Origin of the sequence: Intestinibacillus sp. NTUH-41-i26 (genome assembly GCF_032769475.1) — a bacterium.
In the GTDB taxonomy this organism is placed as follows: domain Bacteria; phylum Bacillota; class Clostridia; order Oscillospirales; family Butyricicoccaceae; genus Agathobaculum; species Agathobaculum ammoniilyticum.
This window is the reverse complement of record NZ_CP136477.1, coordinates 2,435,019-2,455,933: the sequence shown is the minus strand read 5'-3', so window position 1 is coordinate 2,455,933 and position 20,915 is coordinate 2,435,019. Positions and strand designations below refer to the sequence as shown.

The 20,915-nt window shown below is 57.7% G+C and carries 19 protein-coding genes and 1 pseudogene; 6 read left to right on the top strand and 14 right to left on the bottom strand.

The features are described from left to right. Window positions 1-31: 31 nt before the first annotated feature. The 6 genes from RX717_RS12545 (at window position 32) to RX717_RS12520 (ending at window position 6,502) form a co-directional block, all read left to right on the top strand. Window positions 32-1,036 (top strand): ABC transporter substrate-binding protein, encoded by a 1,005-nt coding sequence (locus RX717_RS12545; protein ID WP_082396816.1) that lies wholly within the window; start codon window positions 32-34, stop codon window positions 1,034-1,036. A gap of 76 nt (window positions 1,037-1,112) precedes the next feature. Beyond that, window positions 1,113-2,639 (top strand): sugar ABC transporter ATP-binding protein, encoded by a 1,527-nt coding sequence (locus RX717_RS12540; protein ID WP_107631675.1) that lies wholly within the window; start codon window positions 1,113-1,115, stop codon window positions 2,637-2,639. Then, a complete protein-coding gene (locus tag RX717_RS12535) occupies window positions 2,636-3,622 on the top strand; it encodes an ABC transporter permease (protein WP_054326351.1) in 987 nt (328 codons plus the stop codon). Before RX717_RS12540 ends, RX717_RS12535 begins: the two co-directional genes overlap by 4 nt. Window positions 3,623-3,632: 10 nt before the next feature. Then, on the top strand, window positions 3,633-4,613 hold the full coding sequence (locus RX717_RS12530; RefSeq protein ID WP_107631676.1) for an ABC transporter permease: 981 nt from the start codon (window positions 3,633-3,635) through the stop codon (window positions 4,611-4,613). A gap of 15 nt (window positions 4,614-4,628) precedes the next feature. Beyond that, the gene (locus tag RX717_RS12525) at window positions 4,629-5,450 is read left to right on the top strand and encodes a sugar phosphate isomerase/epimerase family protein (protein ID WP_107631677.1); all 822 of its coding nucleotides are present in this window, start codon (window positions 4,629-4,631) and stop codon (window positions 5,448-5,450) included. Window positions 5,451-5,467: 17 nt separating this feature from the next. Next, window positions 5,468-6,502, top strand: coding sequence for a galactitol-1-phosphate 5-dehydrogenase (locus RX717_RS12520; protein WP_107631678.1), 1,035 nt, complete (start codon window positions 5,468-5,470; stop codon window positions 6,500-6,502). Between the two features lie 103 nt (window positions 6,503-6,605). Here the strand turns inward: RX717_RS12520 and RX717_RS12515 are convergent, their stop codons facing one another. The 14 genes and pseudogenes from RX717_RS12515 to RX717_RS12445 form a co-directional block, all read right to left on the bottom strand. Next, the gene (locus tag RX717_RS12515; RefSeq protein ID WP_107631679.1) at window positions 6,606-8,000 is read right to left on the bottom strand and encodes a DUF4179 domain-containing protein; all 1,395 of its coding nucleotides are present in this window, start codon (window positions 7,998-8,000) and stop codon (window positions 6,606-6,608) included. Window positions 8,001-8,003: 3 nt separating this feature from the next. Continuing rightward, window positions 8,004-8,501, bottom strand: coding sequence for an RNA polymerase sigma factor (locus RX717_RS12510; RefSeq protein WP_054326362.1), 498 nt, complete (start codon window positions 8,499-8,501; stop codon window positions 8,004-8,006). 173 nt (window positions 8,502-8,674) lie between these two features. Then, entirely contained in the window at window positions 8,675-9,229 is a 555-nt protein-coding gene (locus RX717_RS12505; protein ID WP_054326363.1) for a hypothetical protein, read from the bottom strand. Between the two features lie 155 nt (window positions 9,230-9,384). Further along, window positions 9,385-11,531 (bottom strand): annotated as a pseudogene (locus tag RX717_RS12495) (ATP-dependent Clp protease ATP-binding subunit). A 190-nt stretch (window positions 11,532-11,721) separates the two neighbouring features. After that, window positions 11,722-12,327, bottom strand: a complete 606-nt coding sequence (locus tag RX717_RS12490; RefSeq protein WP_159068175.1) for a CvpA family protein — start codon at window positions 12,325-12,327, stop codon at window positions 11,722-11,724. Next, on the bottom strand, window positions 12,317-13,474 hold the full coding sequence (locus RX717_RS12485; RefSeq protein ID WP_316960313.1) for a DUF5711 family protein: 1,158 nt from the start codon (window positions 13,472-13,474) through the stop codon (window positions 12,317-12,319). Before RX717_RS12485 ends, RX717_RS12490 begins: the two co-directional genes overlap by 11 nt. A gap of 204 nt (window positions 13,475-13,678) precedes the next feature. Next, the gene (truA, locus tag RX717_RS12480; RefSeq protein WP_107631682.1) at window positions 13,679-14,449 is read right to left on the bottom strand and encodes a tRNA pseudouridine(38-40) synthase TruA; all 771 of its coding nucleotides are present in this window, start codon (window positions 14,447-14,449) and stop codon (window positions 13,679-13,681) included. Continuing rightward, window positions 14,446-15,258, bottom strand: a complete 813-nt coding sequence (locus tag RX717_RS12475) for an energy-coupling factor transporter transmembrane component T family protein (RefSeq protein ID WP_107631683.1) — start codon at window positions 15,256-15,258, stop codon at window positions 14,446-14,448. Before RX717_RS12475 ends, truA begins: the two co-directional genes overlap by 4 nt. Further along, window positions 15,258-16,127: an energy-coupling factor transporter ATPase gene (locus tag RX717_RS12470; protein ID WP_054326368.1), complete on the bottom strand. Its 870-nt coding sequence runs from the start codon at window positions 16,125-16,127 to the stop codon at window positions 15,258-15,260. Before RX717_RS12470 ends, RX717_RS12475 begins: the two co-directional genes overlap by 1 nt. Window positions 16,128-16,187: 60 nt before the next feature. After that, window positions 16,188-17,036 (bottom strand): energy-coupling factor transporter ATPase, encoded by an 849-nt coding sequence (locus tag RX717_RS12465; RefSeq protein WP_054326369.1) that lies wholly within the window; start codon window positions 17,034-17,036, stop codon window positions 16,188-16,190. A 22-nt stretch (window positions 17,037-17,058) separates the two neighbouring features. Continuing rightward, a complete protein-coding gene (locus RX717_RS12460; RefSeq protein ID WP_256435195.1) occupies window positions 17,059-17,187 on the bottom strand; it encodes a hypothetical protein in 129 nt (42 codons plus the stop codon). A 78-nt stretch (window positions 17,188-17,265) separates the two neighbouring features. Then, entirely contained in the window at window positions 17,266-18,132 is an 867-nt protein-coding gene (locus RX717_RS12455; RefSeq protein WP_054326370.1) for a class I SAM-dependent methyltransferase, read from the bottom strand. A gap of 213 nt (window positions 18,133-18,345) precedes the next feature. Then, window positions 18,346-18,843 carry a hypothetical protein gene (locus tag RX717_RS12450; RefSeq protein WP_107631684.1) on the bottom strand — a complete coding sequence of 166 codons (498 nt, stop codon included), beginning with the start codon at window positions 18,841-18,843 and terminating at the stop codon, window positions 18,346-18,348. 63 nt (window positions 18,844-18,906) lie between these two features. Then, a complete protein-coding gene (locus RX717_RS12445; protein ID WP_107631685.1) occupies window positions 18,907-20,847 on the bottom strand; it encodes a YgiQ family radical SAM protein in 1,941 nt (646 codons plus the stop codon). Window positions 20,848-20,915 lie beyond the last annotated feature (68 nt).

Sequence of the window (20,915 nt, the reverse complement as noted above, 5' to 3'; positions counted from 1 at the left end):
AAGAGAAAAATAGAAAACGGGAGGGTTTCGTATGAAAAAGACCAGATTATTCGCAATGCTTCTAACCAGTGTACTGCTAATTGGCTCAGGTACAGGTTGTTCAACCGATTCAGAGAACACGGCCGTACCAGATGCGGATGTGGGAGTGGACAGCGGCGAAAGCGAGGTGCTGACGGTAGCCTTTTCGCAGTGCGGCAACCAGAACAACTGGAAAGTCGTTCAAACAAATGATATGAAAGAAAAAATAGAGGCAAGAGGATACCAATATATTTATACGGACGCACAGGACGATACGGCAAAACAAATGTCCGATATTGAGGATATTATTTCTCAAAAGCCGGATTACCTGATCGTATCTCCGCGTGAGTCCGAGGGTTTGACGCCCGTGCTTAAATCCGCAATGGATGCCGGTATTCCGGTCATTCTGGTTGACCGCGGCATCAATGGTGAGGCAGGCGTGGATTATACAACACTGAACAGCGCCGATTTGATTTGGGAGGGGCAGACCTGCGCCCAGTATATGAAAGAGCAGTTTGGCGACGAACGCTGCAATGTTGTGGAACTGACCGGAACACCGGGCGCCACCAGTACGATCGACCGCAATAAAGGGTTCACCGAGGAGATCGCCAACTATGACAATATAAAGATTATCGCCTCCCAGGTTGGAAATTTCAACCGTGCGGAATCACAAAAAGCGATGGAAAACCTGATTCAGGCCTATGGGGATGAGATCGATGCGGTATTTGCGCATAATGACGATAACGCTATCGGTGCTTTACAGGCGATCAAGGCTGCGGGACTCAAACCGGGCGAGGACATCAAGATTTACAGCATGGATGGGCAGAAAGATGCTTTGCAGGCGATCATTGATGGGGATATGGAATTGAGCGTGCTCTGTCAACCGCGCTTTGGAGACAGTGTTTTAGCGATTATTGACCAATTGGAAGCGGGTGAAGAGGTACCGGCGTTCGTTAAAAATGAAGGTAAGCTATATACGATTGAAAATGCAGAGGAATGCTTGGACGAGGCGTATTGATGCGTTTATGCATCTTAAAATAGCGTTCGGGAGAGGGGCGAAACGCCCCTCTCCCCTATGAAAGGAGGGATAGTGAATGGAAGCCATGTATTTGTTGGAAATGAGACAGATTGACAAGCAGTTTCCGGGCGTTCATGCATTGGATCATGTGAATTTTCGAGTGCGCGCGGGCGAGATCCATGCGTTGATGGGTGAAAATGGCGCAGGGAAGTCCACCTTGATGAAAATTCTGACCGGCTTGTACCGGAAAGATACGGGCGAAATTATCTTGGACGGGCAGCAGGTTTCGTTCAACAGCCCGTTGGAGGCACAGCGAGCCGGTATCAGTACAATTTATCAGGAGATCAATCTGATTCCGTATTTGAGTATTGCGGAAAATATTCATCTTGGGCGGGAGCCTATGAACCGTACAGGAATTGACTGGAAACAGGTGAACCAGAGAGCGGAGCGGATACTGCGCGAAATGGGAGTGGAGGCAGATGTGACCCAGCCGCTTTGCAGCTATGGAACGGCAGTGCAGCAGATGGTGGCGATTGCTCGTGCTATTTCGGTGCAGGCCAAACTGATTGTAATGGATGAGCCGACTTCCTCTTTGGATGAAAAGGAAGTAGAGATTTTATTCCGGCAAATGCGTAAACTCAGAGAAAAAGGCATCGCAATTATTTTTATCAGCCATCGTCTGGATGAGGTGTTTGAGATATGTGATACGGTTACGATTCTGAAAGACGGAAAGCTTGTCAGCGAAAGTCCGGCGGCGGAATTGAGTAAGCTGGAGCTAGTGTCCCGCATGATTGGACGCGATGCGACTGACGTGTTGCGAAGGAAAAACGGGGTTTATCAGGGAACAGGAGGAGTACCTGTGCTGGAAGCCCATGGGATTACAGACAAGGAGAAGTTGCGGGGGGTGAGCCTGAGAATCCGGCAGGGAGAGATAGTGGGCTTGGCCGGACTGCTTGGCGCGGGGCGGACCGAGCTTGCCAAGGTGATTTTTGGAGATAACCCGGATTATACAGGGACGCTGGCGGTCAATGGGCAGGAGGTGCGCTGGAAAGCTCCACGGGATGCGATTGCAAAAGGATTTGCCTATTGCTCGGAAGATCGCAAAGCGGAAGGAATTTTTCCCCATATGTCCGTGCGGGAAAACATGACGATGGCGATTTTGCCGCGGATCGCACGGCGGGGGCTGGTAAACGTCGGCCGACAGAAGGACATTGTAGATCGTTATATCAAGAGCCTGTCCATCAAAACGCCAGGGCAGGAGCAGTTGATCCGAAACCTGTCAGGCGGTAATCAGCAGAAAGTTCTTTTAGCGCGCTGGCTGTGCATGGAGCCGCGGCTGATCATACTGGACGAGCCGACAAGGGGGATCGATATCGGCGCGAAAGCAGAAATCGAGGCGCTGATTCAGGATATCGCTGGGCAGGGCATCAGTGTATTGTTGATTTCTTCTGAGCTGGAGGAATTGGTACGCAACTGTCACCGTGTGATAGTTATACGGGATGGGAAAAATATCGGGGAGCTGGAAAGCGATATGCTATCAGAAGGAAACATCATGCGGACGATTGCACAAGACATCCTGCAGGAAGGGGGAGCCTGCATATGATGGACAGCATTGCTGCAAAAAACGGGCATACCTGTATTGACTGGGGACAGAACATACGAAAATATGGTACAATATATGCATTCCTGCTGCTGGTTATGTTCAATATCCTATTTACCCGCAATTTTGCTTCCATGGGAACCCTGTGGAACCTGACGATTCAGGTACTGCCAACTATGCTGACCTCGTTGGGGATGGTGCTGGTGATCTCCTCCGGAGGGATTGATATCTCGGTAGGGTCGGTCATGGCGATATCCGCCGTTACGAGCGGTTTGGTGCTGACTGGGAAAACACCGCTTTTGGGAACGGATACTGGCATGGCCGTGCTGGCCGCCCTTGTTGTGGCATTGGTGTTGGGATTGTTCAACGGTGTTCTGGTAGCATGCTTTAAAATACAGCCGATCATTGTAACCCTAATTCTTTATATTGCCGGACGAGGTATTGCACAATTGATGAATAACGGCGGCACAATCGTGTTTTATGGAAATACGTTTACGGAAATCGGCTTATACCGCGTTGGCGGCCTGGTACCGGTACAATTATTTGTATCCATACTGTTTGTCTGGATAATTGCATTCCTGCTTAAAAAGACGACATTTGGATATTATGTGCAGGGAATTGGAGAAAACGGGAAAGCCGCAAGATTATCGGGCATTCGTACGGCGCAGGTGTTGATCTCGGTGTATGTGATCAGTGCGCTGCTGGCGGGAATGGCAGGTCTGTTTGAATGCTCCCGTGCAAGCTGTGCAGATCCCAATGCGATTGGACAGCTTGCAGAAATGGATGCGATCGCGGCCGTTGCGATTGGGGGGACCTCCATGAACGGCGGCAAAGCGCGGATTATGGGGACGATATTCGGAGCCTTAATCATACAGCTGATTTCAATTATGGTCAATATGAACAACATCCCGTTTGCGTATTCCCGCATTTTTAAAGCCGCTATTATTATTCTCGCAGTTTATTTGCAGCGGGAAAAACGCCGTTAGGGGGGATCGTATGAAAAAAAAGAACTTGTTTTATGCGTTCTGTAAGAAGCACGGCGTAGTGTTTGCGCTGCTGGCCCTTATACTGGCTGCGGCTCTGCTGTTTCCGGAATTTGCATCGTACGGAAATGTGACGAATATCCTGAATCAGAACAGCATGATCGGCATTATTTCTCTTGGTATGACCTTTGTTATTTTGACGGGAGGCATAGACCTTTCAGTTGGTTCGCTTGCGGCGCTGTCCAGTGTTCTGGCGGCAGTCCTAAGCCCAAAGGGTAGTCTTGCAATAATGATCCTGGTGCCGTTGGCGGTCTGTACGGCGATGGGTCTGCTCAGCGGACTCATTATTGCGAAGCTGCAAATCGCCCCCTTTATCGCTACGCTGGGGATGATGATGGCGGCGCGCGGCATTGCTCTGGTAATGACAGACGGGGGCGTTTCGGTCAGTGTGGACACAGGTGTGGCAGAAACATTCCGATTGTTTGCCCGAAGCTATCTGTTGAGGGTGCCGGCGCCGGTATGGCTGTTTGTGTTGTTGCTGGTTACAGGGCTGTATATTGCGCGCCGGACACGGTCCGGACGGTATGTTTACGCAGTGGGCGGGAATGAAGAAGCAGCCCGCATGATGGGGCTGCAACCTGAAAAAATTAAGATCGCTGTTTATACGGTAAATGGCTTGCTGGCAGGGCTGGCAGGATTGATTTTGGCTTCCCGTTTAGGTGCGGGTCAGCCTGTGACATGTGACGGTTGGGAAATGACTGCGATTGCGGCGACCGCGATTGGTGGCACCCTGCTTTCGGGCGGCCGCGGCGGCCTTGGGGGGACGGCGATCGGCGTATTTATCATTGGTGTGATTTCGAACATGATTAATCTGCAAGGCAGCTTGAGTTCATGGTGGCAGTCGATCATTACCGGACTGCTGCTCTTGTTCGTCGTCATGCTGCAGTCCCACGCGCGGGCGAATGGTACCGGTAGTACAGAAATCGCTGGATAAGAAAAGGAGAACGGTATGAAAATCAGTTGTTTGCCTGTCTCGCTGTTTGATGAGATTTGTTCAGGGCGCATGAGTTTGCCTCAGTGGGCGCGCAAAGCAAAGGAAATCGGCTATGACGGCATTGATATCAGCATTATGTTCATCAAAAACCGAACACCGACCTATTTGAACGCCTTGAAACAGGAGCTGCAGGAAATCGGAATGCCGATTGTGATGATGACCACCTATCCGGATTTTACCAATCCAAATCCGGTGCAGCGGGAGCGCGAATTCCTATACCTGCAGGCGGATATTGCGCTTGCCTCAGAGCTGCATATTCGCTATCTGCGCATATTGGCGGGACAGGCACATCCGGAGCTGGATCGCGCGCAGGGTATCGCATGGGTATCGGATTATTTCCATCGCATTGCGCCAATAGGAAAAGAGTATGGCGTGGGCTTGGTGTTTGAGAACCATGGCAAGCCGGGCGCATGGCCGCGTGTGGACTTTACATATGATCCGGCGGTTTTCCTTGATATTTGCAGGCAGATAGAGGATACAGATATCCGGCTGAACTTTGATACAGGGAACATCACTGCTTTTGGGGGAGATCCACTCGAAGTAGTACCATCTGTCGTAAACCGCCTGGAAACCATTCATGTGACCGACATGGAGCAGCGCGGCCGCTTTTGCCCTGCGGCCATAGGAACGGGTGTGACGCCAAATCGGCCATTTTTCGAGTACATCAAGCGGCATGGCTTCGATAACTGGCTCTGTATTGAAGAAGCAAGCGGCTGTGGCTTGGCAGGAATCCGTGACGCCTATCATTTTGTCAAACAGGCTTGGGATGAGGCGTGAAAGGGGATGTATGGTAGATGAAAGCTCTGGTATTGACTGCTTATAATGAGCTTCAGCTCAAGGAGGTTCCGAAGCCGGTGCCTGCGGAAGATGAAGTGCTGGTACATATCAAAGCGTGTGCGATTTGTGGAAGCGATGTACACGGGTATGACGGGGGGAGCGGACGCCGGCAGCCTCCTATCATCATGGGACACGAAGCGGCCGGTGTGATCGAGCAGGTGGGGCGCGCGGTAAAAGGCTTTGCCGTGGGCGATCGCGTTACCTTTGATTCTACCGTGTTCTGCGGGAATTGCTGGTATTGCCGGCATGGTATGATCAACCTTTGTGAAAATCGGATGGTACTCGGTGTTTCCTGCGACGAATATACCAATGCGGGCGCAATGGCGGAATATGCGGCGATCAAGGCGAGAACCTTATTCCGGATACCGGATGCAGTCAGCTTTGAGCAGGCTGCGATGGTTGAGCCACTGTCCATTGCAGTACATGCCGTGTCCACTGTTGCGCCGATTCGTATGGGGGACAGAGCGGTGGTGATAGGCGCGGGGACAATCGGGCTTCTGCTTACGCAGGCGGTTAGGAACGCAGGCGTAACCGAACTGGTTGTCGTTGATTTGGATGACCGTAAGCTGGAACTGGCCAAAGCATTGGGGGCAACGCATGTTATTCACTCCGGGCGGGAGGATGCGGCTGCGGAAATCCGTGCGCTCTGCGGCGGCCGCGGGGCGGATATCGCTTTTGAGGCGGTTGGGATCTCACAAACGTTGAACACCGCGATCGACAGCGTGCGTCTGGGGGGAAGTGTGGTTATGGTCGGTAATGTAGCGCGTAAAGCAGAGCTGCCACTGCAGAAATGCGTTACACAGCAGATTACATTATATGGGAGCTGTGCGTCATCAGGGGAATACGATATCTGTCTTGATTTGATTGCACACCGGATGGTTGATGTAGACAGTCTGATCAGTGCGGCCGTGCCGCTTGCAGACGGTGCGGAATGGTTTGATAGGCTGCATGCGGCAGAACCTGGTCTGATTAAGGTGGTACTACAGCCTTAATGTGGGATACCGAATGCTTCTTCTTTTTCTTCTCTTTTTTTTCATATTGTGCGGCAGCAAAATAAAAGAGCCTCTTTTGAGGCTCTTTTATTACGTATGGATTTTATTGCAGATCGATCGTAACGGCCTGCTCTTCGAGCAGCTCCATATCGTCGTCCGGCTGCCAGAAGGACACGCCGGCGACCCTGGAAAGCTCTTCCTCGGCCGCGCAGGGGTAGTACAGGGTGGCGATGATATTCCCAGTCTCACGGTCGGTATAGCTGTCAAAGTAAGCGTCATTGTTCAACGACAGGCTGTTCCCAGCCGCGTCTGTCAGATTAAACTGGCCGTTTTCCATCCAGGTCGCGCCGTGAGTGGAGAAGATGGCAACAGCCTTGGCCGCGCCGACCTCCAGACTTTCGAGTGTCAGGCCGTTTTTGCCTTGGTCGGTCAGCGGAAGCGCATCGAGCGCACCCTTGACCTCGTGGGCATGGTAGCTGGACATGAACGGGATCAATGTGATAGATTTGGTGTCCTCGTCCGCACCGATAAATTCAAACTGATTCACCGACCGGCCTAAGCCGCTGGCGGTTAGTCCGACGCTGATGAGGGGCAGGTAATTGCCCTTGTCGTCACGCAGGACGAAGCTGTCCCATGGCATAGCATCGCCGGACACGCGCTCGCTGAGTGTGATGGACGAACTGAGCGGGGAGATAGATACGCGCTCGACGCGCGGCGTGCGGTCTACCGTATAGGCGTTGCCCCTCTCGTCCGTACCGGAGAAACGGACGGTAAAGTCCTGCTCCGGTTCGACTGTCAGGCTACCCACTGAGCTTTTATCGACCGAAAGCGCGAATTTAAAATCTGCGTCCTGCATGCCATTGATGCTGCCGCCGGTATATAGTAACAGGTTAAACTGGTCAGGGAGCGATTGCTTGAGCGGCAGCCGATGCAGGCCCTTGAGCGTGCAGTCGTCCTCAAAATAGGCCTCGTTCAAAATAGCGCCTGTTGTATCCAGTTCCTTGCCATCAACTGCCGCCCAGAATACAGGCGCAGACCAAGCGGCACGCCAGCTTTCGGGGTCGCTGCTGTCACCAATCTGTTCCAGCGGAGACTTGCTCGACATAGTATAGAAAATATTGATATAGCTGTCATCAGCCGCGATGTTATCAATAGTCAGCGTTATGCCGTCTATGGTCTGGCTTGTGTCGACCGCCGCGTTATAGGCCTTATATCGTTCCTGGTGGGCGGCGTATTCCGAAGTGCGGTTCCCGCTGAAGTAATCGATTGCGTTGCGTGTCATTTCCAGCATCGCGGGTGCAGCCGCTGAAGCCCCTACAACCAGCGCGGCCGCTGCGGCGATGCACACAGCCATGCGGAGCGGGCGGCGCTTTTTTGCGGGCTGTGCCGTCCGCGCGGGCAGAGTATCGAGCAGCGCGTCCATACGGCTGTCAAAGCCGTCGGGCGTAGGGCAGTCCTCCCGCGCGGCGCGCGCTTTCAGCTTTTCATCAAATGTCATACCCTATTCCTCCTTTAACAGCATGCGCAGACGGTTCCTCGCGCGGGAAAGGCGGCTGCGCACCGTGCCTTCGCGCACGCCGAGCGTTTTGGCAATCTCGGCGGTGGTCATATCCTCGTAATAGAACAGCACGGTCGCGATCCGATGATCCTCCGGCAGACGGCAGACCGCGTCCCACAGGCCGAGGTCGTGTTTATCCTCCGAGCCGCCCGCGAGCGGCTCGAGGTCGTCGGTATAGGTCACGCGCGCGCCCTTGCGGAGATGCTCGTAAGCGCAGTTGACCGTGATCTTGATGAGCCAGCCCTTGAACGCCCGTTCCTCGCGCAGCCGTCCGAATGCCTGCCACGCGCGTAAGGTCGCTTCGCTGACCGCGTCCTCAGCGTCCGCGTCACTGTCGAGCAGGGCGCGCGCCGCGCGGTACATAGCGTGCCGGTGTGCGGTCACTGCGGCGGCAAAACGCTCGCGCGCATCCTCCTGCATACCAGTCAATATCATTTCCATCGTTTCACCTCGTCTCCATTGTCCGGACATTATAAGGATGCGTGTGGGAGGGGGAATGTTCCCGATCAGGGGGATTTTTTATGGCGCGGTACTTGTGTGGGGAGAGCAAATAGGCCGGCCTGGTTTTTCCTGTGTCGGCTGACGGAAAAACCGCCCCAAAGAGGCGGTTTTGTTTATTGCGCACGACGGTAAAGGATAGGCTGGTCATACCCGAAAGTACGCTTGCCGTTCATCTCCATAACTTCAGATACCTCAAGTAATTCATCCGAAAAACGCTCGAACAGTTTGAATTTGAGCGTGGGGGTGAACATACTTTCACTGCCGCCCTCCCAAACGCCATCCTTCAGACGGTAGACCGCAGGCGTGAACTTTTCTGATGCGCGTAGCGCCGTATAGGCGACCGGCTGCATGCTTTCATAGGTGAAATTGGTTTTGCTGCAGCCTGAGGGGAGATCGAATGAAGTCAGGCAAATCCCGTGTGCCTCTTCGGTGAAAAGAAACAGGTGTGACGAAGCGTTGGTATGGCCGTTGATCGTATAATAACTTTCCTCAATGAGGAACACACCTGAAAAATCCTCAGGCAGGCCCGAAATCTTGTTGTTGCACGGGGTGTTGACATGCTCGGCATAGGGGAAGTCCGTCACACCCTGTTCCTGCAGCAGGTGGAACTGTTGTGCGTTGTTGAAGCGTCCGGAAAGGATATGAATAAAATCCTTTAATTGGCTCATATGCGTCCTCCTTATGGAATATGGTGTTTGAATGAACACTATTATACTCTATGAACGGCGGTTTGTCCCTGTCTGTATGCTGTAATTCATAAATGTTTTACAAAAAAAACAGCCGGACGATATTCGTCCGGCTGTGGTAAAAGCAGAGGAGAAGGTTAGATCGTTTCCAGAATGATCCTCCCATTCCCAGCGTGCAGGTATGCGCCGGAAAGCGGGCGCTCGCCTGTGACGATCGCAGTTGCAAGCGGGTTCTCGATCTCCTTTTCGATCAGGCGGCGCAGGTTGCGCGCGCCGAACTTGATGGAGAACGACTTTTCGGTCAGGTAGTCAAGCAGCGTGTCGTCCCAGGTCAGGCGAAGCTGCTTGCCCGCCAGGGTATCGCGCAACTCGCCCAGCATGATGGTGGCGATGCGGCGGAAATCGGCGTTTGTGAGCTGGTTGAACGCAATGATCTCATCGATACGGTTGAGGAATTCAGGACGCATGATATCCTCCAGCGCCTTCATCGCGCGCTCCTTGCTCTGCTGGGAGACCGTGCGGCCGAAGCCCGCGGGCGTGCCGCCGGTCGCGGAGCCGGCGTTCGAGGTCATGACGATCACCGTGTTTTCAAAGCTCACCACGCGGCCATGCGCGTCGGTCAGGCGGCCGTCGTCAAGGATCTGCAGCAGGGCGTTGAGCACATCGGGGTGCGCTTTTTCGATCTCATCGAACAGCACGACCGAGTATGGGCGGCGGCGGATCTTTTCGGTCAGCTGCCCGGCCTCGTCATAGCCGACATAGCCCGGGGCGAACCGATCAGGCGGGAAACCGTGTGCTTTTCCATATATTCCGACATATCCAGCCGCACCAGTGCGTCCGGCGAATCGAACAGGTCGAGCGCGAGCTGTTTGACCAGCTCGGTTTTGCCCACGCCGGTCGGTCCGACAAACAGGAAAGACGCGGGCTTGCGCTTGGGGCTGATGCCCGCGCGCGAGCGGCGGATGGACGCGCAGACCGCGTCCACGGCCTCGTCCTGGCCGATCACATGTGATTTGAGACGGCTCTCCATATCCCGCAGCCGCGCGGATTCCTGCGCCGCGACCTTGGAGGCTGGAATGCCGGTCCAGATCTCAATGACCGAGGCGAGGAGCTGCTCGTCAACCGCTGGGGCGGGCTGGGTCAGCAGCTCGTGCAGCCGGCCTTCCACCTGCAGCAGGCGCTGGCGGCAGGCGGCGATGCGGGCGTAAGTGTCCTCCTGATCGGTGCGCGCGCTGGACTGGGTCAGCAGGTCGAGCTGGGTCTGCAGGCTTTCCAGCTCCGCTTGGAGCGCGGGGATTTCGGAAAGCTGCGGGGAGTCCAGATTGAGACGCGAGCAGGCTTCGTCAATCAGGTCGATGGCCTTGTCGGGCAGGAAACGGTCGGTGATATAGCGCTCGCTCATCTCGGCGGCACGGCGGCACATCTCGTCGGACACGGTCACGCCGTGGAAGGTTTCGTAATAAGAGCGGATGCCCTTGAGGATTTCGGTGGTCTCCGCGACCGACGGCTCGCCGATATACACCGGCTGGAAGCGGCGCTCGAGCGCGGCGTCCTTTTCAATATACTTGCGGTATTCCTTGAGCGTGGTCGCGCCGATGACCTGGATATCGCCGCGCGCGAGCGCGGGCTTGAGGATGTTGGCCGCGTTCATCGAGCCTTCGGAATCCCCCGCGCCGACGATATTATGCACCTCGTCGATCACCAGGATGATGTTGCCGAGCTTTTTCACCTCGTCGATCAGGCCTTTCATGCGGCTCTCAAACTGCCCGCGGAACTGCGTACCCGCGACGAGCGCGGTCAGATCGAGCAGGTGGACCTCCTTGTTCCGCATCTTGAACGGCACCTTGCCCTCGTTGATGCGCACCGCCAGCCCTTCGGCCACGGCGGTCTTGCCCACGCCGGGCTCGCCGATCAGACAGGGGTTGTTCTTCTGGCGGCGGTTGAGGATCTGGATGACGCGGTCGGTTTCGCGGTCGCGGCCGACGATATGGTCGATGCGGCCCTCGGCGGCTTTGCGCGTCAGGTTTTCACAGTAGTTGTTCAGGTATTTGCGCTTTTTATCCTCGCGCGGGGGCGCCTGCGTGCGCGTGCGTGCGCTGTCGCGCAGTGGCGTCTGCGGCGGCAGGGGTGGGGCGGGGGAGGACGGGACCGGCGCCGCAGGGTCGGTTTCGTGAGGCGCGTCGTCGTCCGCCCCGTCCGAGCCGGCAGGCACTAGGTCGTTCAGGTCGGACAGCGAGCCGATCTCGCCTGAAAGGGCCTCGAGGTCGTCCTCGGTGATGCCCATTTGCTCCATGATATTGTCGAGCGGCTTGACGCCCAGCTCGCGCGCGCATTTCAGGCACAGGCCCTCCTGGGTCGTTTTGTCCGGCCCTTCGATCTTGGTGATGAAGACGACCGCGATATTTTTTTTGCATCGCGAGCACATTGGCATGTTCATAATGTGAAATCTCCTTTTCGGAAGTAGGGGGGCGCGGTTAGATCGCCACCGGCAGTATATCCATCAGTTTTGCCAGCAGTAGGGTATTTGACACTCGCTCAGGCGAAAGACAGCCGAGCGAGGAGTAGGTGATGGGGAAAAACCACTCAATGCCGAGCAGCAACAGGGCAACCAGAACAAGGCCGGTCGCGGCGCCAACGATACCGCCGGCGAGCGAATCCAGAATGCCGAGCGGCGTCAGGTGGGCGATAAAGTGCAGGCTTTTGGCCGCAAAGCTGATGATCCAGCCGAACAGGATCGCGCACAGCAGAAGCAGAAGCAGAAAAGCGATGCTTTCGGCCATGCTGGTCGCGGCCTCGGTCACGGTCTGGCGCAGCCCGTCAAGCAGGCCGGCGGCCTCGCCCAGCGCGGCCTGATTTTGAAAAATATCGCCCACAATGGGGGTTACGACCCACTTGGCAACAATAGGGGCGGCGGCGCGCGCGGCAAAGAACGCCGCCGCCAGGGCAATGAGCTTACCGACCAAGCCGTACAGCGAACCGAAGAAGCCGCGCCGGAAGCCCAGAACCATACAGATCAGCACCACCGCGAGAATGACGAGGTCCGGCAGGTTGAGCAGGTCTAATAATAGATCAGCTTGCATGGGAGATATCCTCGGATTGTTCAGAATGCGCGGTAAACAGCCGCGTGTTTTTTGCGTATAGGGCGAACAGAGTGCCGTCATCCGTCAGCAGCACGCTGCGCGCGCCGACAGCCTCGCTGTTGTGCCAGAGCGGGGCAGCGCTGCTGTCATATACCGATACGCCGGAGGAAGTGAGCACGGCAAAGCCCGCGTTTGACAGGGAAACCGCGGACGGCTCCTCGGACAGGAAGAAAGGACCGTTCAGCACGCCATCCTCCTGTACGGTATACAGGTCGCTGCGCGCGCCGCCGGAATAGGAGCGGGTGGCGAGTACGACCGCGCCGTTCTGCATGGAAAAGGCGAGCAGGTCGCTGGAAACAAAGGTCAGCACATGTTCAGTTCCACCCTTCCGGTCGGCCAGATAAAGCCCGTCATCCGCCAGGATGGCGGCTGTACCGTTGGACAGGAAGCGGACGTCAATGCCGAGCGTCCCTTCCAGCACCGCGTCCGCAGCCAGTTCGCCGCTGGAAACGGTATAAAGCAGCAGGTGGGAGTCGAGCATGACCCCGTCCTGCCGGAAGGCCAGCGCGGCGAGCGTTTTGCCATCTGGCGAGAGCGCGGCCGATACGATATAGTATTCCGAGGATTGGTATTTGAAAACCTCTTTGCCGCTGGTATCATATACGGCCGCCGCGGTGCGGTAGCCCTGCTCGTCTGTAACGAGCGCAAAATGGCCGTTTTCGGCAATGCTGCCGGTGATGATTGGGGAGGTCAGCTCCAGCTCCGCAGCGGCGGAGACCGAATTGGCCAGCACGGCTTTCGTGCCGCCGCAGTCAAAGGCGAGAACGTAATCGTCACAGGCTTCCACCACGGGGGCGGTATAGCCGAGCGTCTGCCGCAGCGTTACCAGGCCGCCGGGCTTGGCAAGGAACAGGGAATCGCTGTCCGCATAGGCCAGGCCGGATTCAAACAGCGCCGCATCGGAAAACGAGCCGTTTTCATAGGCGATTGTGGTCGCGTCGCCCCCATGCTCCCGCAGGCCCGCGATCGCATAGCTGGCAAGGCTTTGGATGGAAGCGGGCGTGAAAAGCCGGTAATTGGAAAGCAGGAACAGGAAAACCGCGATCACAAGCAGCCAGCCGCAGGCGGGTTCGCAGCGTGGTGACAATGCGCACGCGGATATCCTTGCTTTCGAGCAGTAGCCTGCGCCGTTCTTTTTTGGAGGACGGGAAACGGATGATATTTTGTTTTGTTTTCCTGGTCTTTGTGGTCAAATGCTTCCGCCTCCTCATTGTATCGCGTTTTGGGGATAAAAATGTGAATAAAAATTAAATTATCGGGCGCATATGGAACAGGCCGCATAAAAACGGGTTCAGCTTCCGAGCTGGAACGGGTCGAGCGCGGGGGTATGCTCATACCACAGGCGGTTCATGAACAGCCCGTTCGCGGGCAGGGTGGGGCCGGCCTGCTCTCGGTCGCCCGACCGCAGGATCGCGGTGACGTCGTCCGGTGTCAGCTTCCCGCCGCCCACATAGGCCAGCGTGCCTGCGATGGCGCGCACCATGTTGTACAGGAACCCGTCGCCGCAGACGCGGATGCGGATGAGCCCGCCCACCGGCTCGACCTCGCACCAGAACACGGTGCGCACCGTGCTTTTGACTGGCGAACCCTGGCTGCGCACGGCAGCAAAGTCCTGCCTGCCGACAAAGCGCTGCGCGCCCTGCTGCATTTTCGCAAGGTCGAGCGGGTAGTGGTATCGGTAGGCGTAGCGGGCATGGAACGGGTCGCGCAGGGCCGAGGGATAGATATAGTACGCATATTCCTTTTTGGTGCAGTCAAAGCGGGCGTCGAACGACTCCGGAACGGCGGCAGCGCCGGAAACCGCGATATCATCGGGCAGGAAGCTGTTCAGCGCATAGGGCAGGCGCGCCATCGGGATGGTGCAGTTCGCCCGAAAGCTTGCGACATACCGGCGCGCATGCACGCCGGAGTCCGTGCGCCCCACGCCGGAAACATGCGCCTTCTGGCCGAGCAGACGGAAGACTGCGGTTTCCATGCTCTCCTGGATGGAGGGACCGTTTTTCTGTACCTGCCAGCCGTTGTAGTTCGTCCCGTCGTAAGAGAGGATAAGCGCGATGTTCATAGGCCGTACCGCCCCAGCGCGATCACCGCGCCGATTACAACCGCGAAAATAACGCACGCACAGATATCCACGCGTTCAATATGGAGCTGCTTCATGCGCGTGCGCCCCACGTCGCCGCGGTACAGGCGGCACTCCATCGCAGTGGCCAGCTCATCCGCGCGGCGGAACGCCGAGATGAACAGCGGCACCAGAATGGGGATCATTGCCTTGGCGCGCTGGATTAGATTGCCGGAGTCAAAATCCGCGCCGCGCGCTTTCTGGGCGGAAATGATCTTTTCGGTCTCCTCGATCAGCGTCGGGATGAAGCGCAGCGCGATCGACATCATCATGGAAAGCTCATGTACGGGCGCGTGCAGCTTTTTCAGCGGCGAGAGCAGGCGCTCCAGTCCGTCGGTCAACTGGATGGGGGAGGTGGTATAAGTCAGCATGGAGGTCGCGATGATGAGCAGCATCAGGCGCAGCACCATGAAGAACGCGACCTTGACGCCCTCCCAGGAGATATGCAGGAAGCCCCACTGCCACAGATATTCGCCCGTGGCGCTGGGCGTGTAGAACAGGTTTAGCACCGCGGTGAACGCGATGATGAACAGGACCGGCCGAAGCCCGCGCACGACAAGACGGAGGGAAATGCCGGAAATGCCGATGACCACGGCAAGGAAAGCAATCACGGCCGCATAGGAAACCGGACCGCCCGCCAGAAACAGCGCGATGATGAACACGATTGTCAATACGATCTTAACCCGTGGATCAAGCCGGTGTACCGCGCTGTCGCCGGGGAAAAACTGGCCGATGGTAATGTCCTTGAGCATCAGTGCGCCGCCTCCTTCCGCTTGCAGGCACGCAGCGCTTCCAAGGCCTGCGCGACGGTGAATACCGAGGTGTCCACGGCATGTCCGCGTTTTTTCAGCTCGAGCATGACCTTGGTAATCATGGGGATGTCGAGACCGGCCGCGACGATCTCCTCCGCGTGGGAGAATACCTCGCGCGGGGTGTCGCAGAACAGGATCTTCGCGTGGTTCATCACGAGCAGGCGGTTGGCCAGCCGGGCGATGTCCTCCATGGAGTGCGAAACGATTAGCACGGTCGCGCCGGACTGGTCGTGGTACCGCTTGACAAGGCTGAGGATCTCATCCCGTCCGGCAGGGTCGAGGCCGGCGGTCGGCTCGTCCAGCACAAGCACGTCCGGACGCATGGCAATTACGCCCGCGATGGCGACGCGGCGCTTCTGGCCGCCGGACAGCGCAAATGGAGACTGGCTGGCAAGGCTTGCGTCCAGTCCAACCGCATCCATGGATTCACGCACGCGTTCGTCGATCTCATCCTGCGGCAGTTTCATGTTGGTCGGGCCGTAAGCGATATCCCGGGCGATCGTCTCCTCGAAAAGCTGGTATTCCGGATACTGGAACACCAGGCCGACGCGGAAACGGGTTTCGCGCGCGCATTTGCCCTTTTCGTTCCAGATGGGCTGTCCATCCAGCAACACCTCGCCTGAGGCGGGCTTGAGAAGGCCGTTAAAATGCTGGATCAGAGTGGACTTGCCCGAACCGGTGTGGCCGATCACGCCAAGGATCTCGCCCTTTTGTATTTTCAGGTCAACATGGTCGAGCGCGGTGCGCTCAAAGGGGGTGCCTGCCCCGTAAACGTAGGTCAGGCCCCGTGTTTCAAGAATCGTTGACAATGGGTTCTCCTCCCATATGGATTGATGTGCGGGGTGAAAGGCGCGCGGCACTTCTGGCCGCTATGCCAGATACTGCTCCAGGATATCCGCGCATTCACCGATGGAAAGCGCGTCGATCGGCAAGGCTTCGCCGTCCTGCCGGTTGAGGCTGTGCAGCACCTCAATGGTCTGCGGCACGGTGAGCGACGCGGCGCGCAGCGTGTCCACCTGCGTAAATATCTCGCGCGGCGTACCGTCCATCAGCACGTTCCCCTGATGCATGACCACCACGCGCTGCGCCTGCACGGCCTCGTCCATGTGGTGCGTGATCAGGATGACCGTGATGCCGTACTGGCGGTTCAGCTCACGCACGACCGCCATGACCTCGCGCCGCCCCTGGGGGTCGAGCATGGCGGTGGGCTCGTCAAGCACCACGCAGCGCGGCATCATGGCGATCACGCCCGCGATGGCCACACGCTGCTTCTGTCCGCCGGACAGGCGGTGCGGCGCCTGCTTGCGGTATTCGTACATGCCGACCGCGCGGAGCGCTTCGTCCACCCGTTTGCGGATTTCGGCGGGCGGCACGCCCATGTTTTCGAGCGCGAACGCAACGTCCTCCTCCACGACCGTGGCGACAAGCTGGTTGTCCGGATTCTGGAACACCATGGAGACGGTCTTTCGCACCTCATAGGTGTTGCTCTCGTCCCGCGTGTCCATCATATCGACATAGCACACGCCGCCCGTCGGCAGACGGATGGCGTTGAAGCAGCCCGCGAGGGTGGACTTGCCCGAGCCGTTATGCCCCAGCACGGCGACGAATTCGCCGCGCTTGATCGAAAGGTCCACGCCCTTCAGAACAGGTACGGAAAGCTGTCCCTCCTCCGCGGGATAGGCGTATTGCAGGTTTTCTGTTTTGATGATCTCGGACATAGCTTTTTCATCCTTAAAACAATCAGAATTTCGGTCGGTTGGACTCGTCAATCGCGTCCTTGACCGCTTTTTTGACGACAAAATACAACAGAATCAGGAAAAGGATATCAGGGAGATACATAAACAAATTAAAAAGCAAACTTTGCAGCATTAGTTTTCCCACCTTCCTCCATCAGAAAGCAGTTCGTGCCGTACCCTGCGTTTTACACGCTGGATACAGCCGTATCCGTTATTCCGCCGCAATAAACCGCGCGCTCGACCCGCACGGCAATACCAGTCCGGTCGACTCGACCGGCAGGCCAAGCTCCTGCGCCTCGATGCGCCCCGCGGTGCGTTTGGCCGCCGTGATGCCGAGCAGATAGGCCATGACGGACGGAGCCAGTCCGGTGGAATAGCTGGAGATCAGTACGAACAGCGGCTTATCCGACAATACGTTCATCGTCATTGCGACAAACTCGGCCACGTCCTCCTCGATCTTCCAGGTCTCGCCCGAGGGGCCGCGTCCGTAACTCGGCGGGTCCATGATGACCGCGTCGTATTTGCGGCCGCGCCGGATCTCGCGCTGGACGAACTTTTTGCAGTCGTCCACGATCCAGCGGATCGGGCGGTCGGAAAGGCCAGAGGAGGCAGCGTTTTCGCGCGCCCACTGGACCATCCCCTTGGAAGCGTCCACATGGCAGACCGACGCGCCCGCTGCCGCTGCCGCGAGCGTTGCGCCGCCCGTGTAGGCGAACAGGTTGAGTACGCTTACCGGCCGGCCCGCGTTCCGCACCATGCGGTCAATGAAATCCCAGTTGGCGGCCTGCTCGGGGAACAGGCCGGTATGCTTGAAGCTCATGGGCTTGAGCTGGAACGTCAGCTCACGGTAGCGGATGGCCCACTGCTCGGGCAGGCTGCGGATTTCCCACCTGCCGCCGCCCGCGTTCGAACGGTGGTAGATGGCGTTGGGCCTGTCCCACGCGCGGCAGGACGCCTCGCGCGGCCAGATGGCCTGCGGGTCCGGCCGCACCAGCACTTGAGTGCCCCAGCGTTCGGCCTTTTCGCCGCCGCCGCAGTCAAGCACAGCGTAATCTTTCCAATTGTCCGCAATCCACATAAACACATTCCTCGTTCTGTGAGAGATTTACACAATTTATCAGTATCTATTCTAACACCAAAAAGCGGGCGGCGCAATGCAAAAGAAATCCCACCGAAGGGGCGGGTTTTTATGAAAAACGGCGAAAGCAGACTGTGTACGCCGTCCGAAGCGCCGGAAAAGCAAACCGGACTGCGGCCGCAGTCCGGTTTTGAGAAAGGCGGGGCGGCGGAGTCAGGCGGTCTGCGCCTGCCGCGTCAGCTTGCGAGTGATGGTTATGAACATCACCACCGACATGACCACGGAGAACAGGTCGGCGATCGGCTGGGTAAAGATAATGCCGTCCAGCCCGAACAGGGCGTTGAACAGGAACAGACAGGGGACGAATACGAAGCCTTGCCGGCTGCCTGCCAGCGCCAGCGACGCGGCCGCGCGTCCCATAGCCTGCAGCACGAACAGGATGCGGAGTACAGGCATGGACAGCATCAGCGCGCGCAACATGGGTACGCCCGCTTGGATCACGTCTGCGTCATTGATGAACACCGAGATGATGCGGTCCGCAGCGAAGTAGTAGGCCGCGGTCAGAACCGCGCGCCTCACCGTGGTGCAGACGACCAAGAAATTGACCACTCCGCGCAGGAAGTAGCACAGGTAAAAGACGCAGGCGCAGATGCTGCCGATCACGGTGGCGGTGGCGGCTCCGGCCACGCCCCAATCCAGCGAAAGGATCATGATGGGGTCGAGGATGATGTTTGCCAGGGAAACACCGGCCGTTTGTCAACGGCCGGTGTGGATTTATTTTTTGCGCTTGGCCTTGGCCCAGCCTTTCTTTTTGGGTGCGGAGGGGCGGCCCATCCCTGTGCGGGCCGGCGCGCGGCCGGCCGCGGCCTTCTTCGCCGGGGCGGATGGCTTTTTCGCCGCCGTGGGCGGCTGCTCGCCGCGGTGCGGGCGGATCAGACAGCCCTTGCCGTAGCCGATCAGATCCTCGCGCCCGGCCTTTTTGAGCGCCGCCAGCACGATCGGCCGCTTGTCCGGCCGCCGCCACTGGAGCAGCGCGCGCTGCATGGCCTTTTCCTCGGGTGTTTTGGCCACATAGACCGGCTGCATCGTGCGCGGGTCAAGTCCGGTGTAGTACATCGCGGTCGAGAGCGTACCCGGGGTGGGGTAGAAGTCCTGCACCTGCTCGGGCATATAGCCGACTCTGTTCAGGTATTCCGCCAGCAGGATCGCGTCGTCCAGTGTCGCGCCCGGGTGGGAGCTCATCAGATAGGGGACCAGATACTGCTTGCGGCCCAGCTTCTGGTTGATGCGGGCGTACCGCTCGCGGAACTGTTCGTATACAGAAAATGATGGTTTTCCCATATAATACAATGCGTTATCGCTCATGTGTTCGGGCGCAACCTTGAGCTGACCCGAGATATGGTGCTCAACCAGCTCGCGGAAAAACGCGTCGTTATGGTCGGCCATCATGTAGTCATAGCGCAGGCCGCTGCGCACGAATACCTTTTTAACGCCGTTGAGCTGGCGCAGCGCGCGCAGCAGACTCAGGTAATCCGTGTGGTCGGCTTCGAGGTTTTGGCACGCGGACGGAAAGAGGCAGCGCTTGTTTTTGCACAGGCCGTGTTCCTCCTGCTGCTTGCAAGCGGGGAAGCGGAAATTCGCGGTCGGCCCGCCGACGTCGTGGAGGTAGCCCTTGAAGCCGGGCATCTGCACGATCTGTTTGGCTTCCGCGATCACGCTTTCATGGCTGCGTGCCTGGATGTACCGTCCCTGATGGAAGGCGAGCGCGCAGAAATTGCACGCGCCGAAGCAGCCGCGGTTGTGGATGATGGAAAACTGCACCTCCTGAATCGCGGGTACGCCGCCCAGCGTCTCATAGGACGGGTGGTAGGCGCGCATATAGGGCAGGGCGTACACATGGTCCATCTCCGTGGTGGTCAGCGGGAGGGAGGGCGGGTTCTGGACCATCACGCGCCTGCCGTGGCGCTGTAAAATCGCCTTGCCGCGCACATGGTCCTGCTCGTCGTACTGCGTTTTGACCGAGCGGGCGTAGTCCGCCTTGCGTGCGCATACATCCTCGTAGGAGGGGCATTCGACCGCGTCGAACGCCAGTCCCTCCACATCGTGCGCCAGATAGGCCGTGCCGCGCACACCCACGCAGGCGTCCGCGCCCTTTTTGCCGTGCTTCAGGTTGCGCGCCAGCTCGAGCACCGAGCGCTCGCTCATGCCGTACATCAGCCCGTCCGCGCCCGTGGACTCCAAAATGGAGGGCATCACGCGGTCGGCCCAGTAGTCATAGTGTGCAAAGCGGCGCAGGCTGGCCTCGATGCCGCCGAGGTAGACCGGCACCTCCGGAAATGCGCGCCGCGCAAGCATGGCGTAAACGGTCACCGCGCGGTCGGGGCGCTTGCCCGCCCTGCCGCCGGGGGTGTAGGCGTCGTCCGAACGACGCTTTTTGGCTGCGGTGTAGTGCGCGACCATGGAGTCGATATTGCCGCCGTTGATAAGTACCGCGTAACGCGGCCGGCCCATGGCGAGGAAGTCGCGCTCGTCGCGGAAATCCGGCTGGCTGAGGATGGCGACTCTGTAGCCCGCGTCCTCGAGCACACGAGAAATGATCGCGGTGCCGAACGAGGGATGATCGACATAGGCATCGCCGGTGACGAGCAGGAAATCGCAGTAGAACCAGCCGCGATCCTGCATATCCTGTTTGGAAATCGGGAGAAAACCGTTCATAAATCCCCTTTCGCTTTGCAAAGCGTGAAAAGACGTATACCATAGAAGTAAGCGGTCCGGAAAGACGA

Coding starts and splice junctions, on each gene's coding strand:
- RX717_RS12505 (WP_054326363.1), bottom strand. CDS start 9,229: ATGAGCCAATTAAAGGATTTTATTCATATCCTTTCCGGACGCTTCAAC.
- RX717_RS12465 (WP_054326369.1), bottom strand. CDS start 17,036: ATGTCCGAGATCATCAAAACAGAAAACCTGCAATACGCCTATCCCGCG.
- RX717_RS12460 (WP_256435195.1), bottom strand. CDS start 17,187: ATGCTGCAAAGTTTGCTTTTTAATTTGTTTATGTATCTCCCTGATATC.
- RX717_RS12450 (WP_107631684.1), bottom strand. CDS start 18,843: ATGATCCTTTCGCTGGATTGGGGCGTGGCCGGAGCCGCCACCGCCACC.
- RX717_RS12510 (WP_054326362.1), bottom strand. CDS start 8,501: ATGGAAATGATATTGACTGGTATGCAGGAGGATGCGCGCGAGCGTTTT.
- RX717_RS12490 (WP_159068175.1), bottom strand. CDS start 12,327: ATGCAAGCTGATCTATTATTAGACCTGCTCAACCTGCCGGACCTCGTC.
- RX717_RS12445 (WP_107631685.1), bottom strand. CDS start 20,847: ATGAACGGTTTTCTCCCGATTTCCAAACAGGATATGCAGGATCGCGGC.
- RX717_RS12545 (WP_082396816.1), top strand. CDS start 32: ATGAAAAAGACCAGATTATTCGCAATGCTTCTAACCAGTGTACTGCTA.
- RX717_RS12540 (WP_107631675.1), top strand. CDS start 1,113: ATGGAAGCCATGTATTTGTTGGAAATGAGACAGATTGACAAGCAGTTT.
- truA (WP_107631682.1), bottom strand. CDS start 14,449: ATGAACATCGCGCTTATCCTCTCTTACGACGGGACGAACTACAACGGC.
- RX717_RS12535 (WP_054326351.1), top strand. CDS start 2,636: ATGATGGACAGCATTGCTGCAAAAAACGGGCATACCTGTATTGACTGG.
- RX717_RS12525 (WP_107631677.1), top strand. CDS start 4,629: ATGAAAATCAGTTGTTTGCCTGTCTCGCTGTTTGATGAGATTTGTTCA.
- RX717_RS12530 (WP_107631676.1), top strand. CDS start 3,633: ATGAAAAAAAAGAACTTGTTTTATGCGTTCTGTAAGAAGCACGGCGTA.
- RX717_RS12520 (WP_107631678.1), top strand. CDS start 5,468: ATGAAAGCTCTGGTATTGACTGCTTATAATGAGCTTCAGCTCAAGGAG.
- RX717_RS12515 (WP_107631679.1), bottom strand. CDS start 8,000: ATGACATTTGATGAAAAGCTGAAAGCGCGCGCCGCGCGGGAGGACTGC.
- RX717_RS12475 (WP_107631683.1), bottom strand. CDS start 15,258: ATGCTCAAGGACATTACCATCGGCCAGTTTTTCCCCGGCGACAGCGCG.
- RX717_RS12455 (WP_054326370.1), bottom strand. CDS start 18,132: ATGTGGATTGCGGACAATTGGAAAGATTACGCTGTGCTTGACTGCGGC.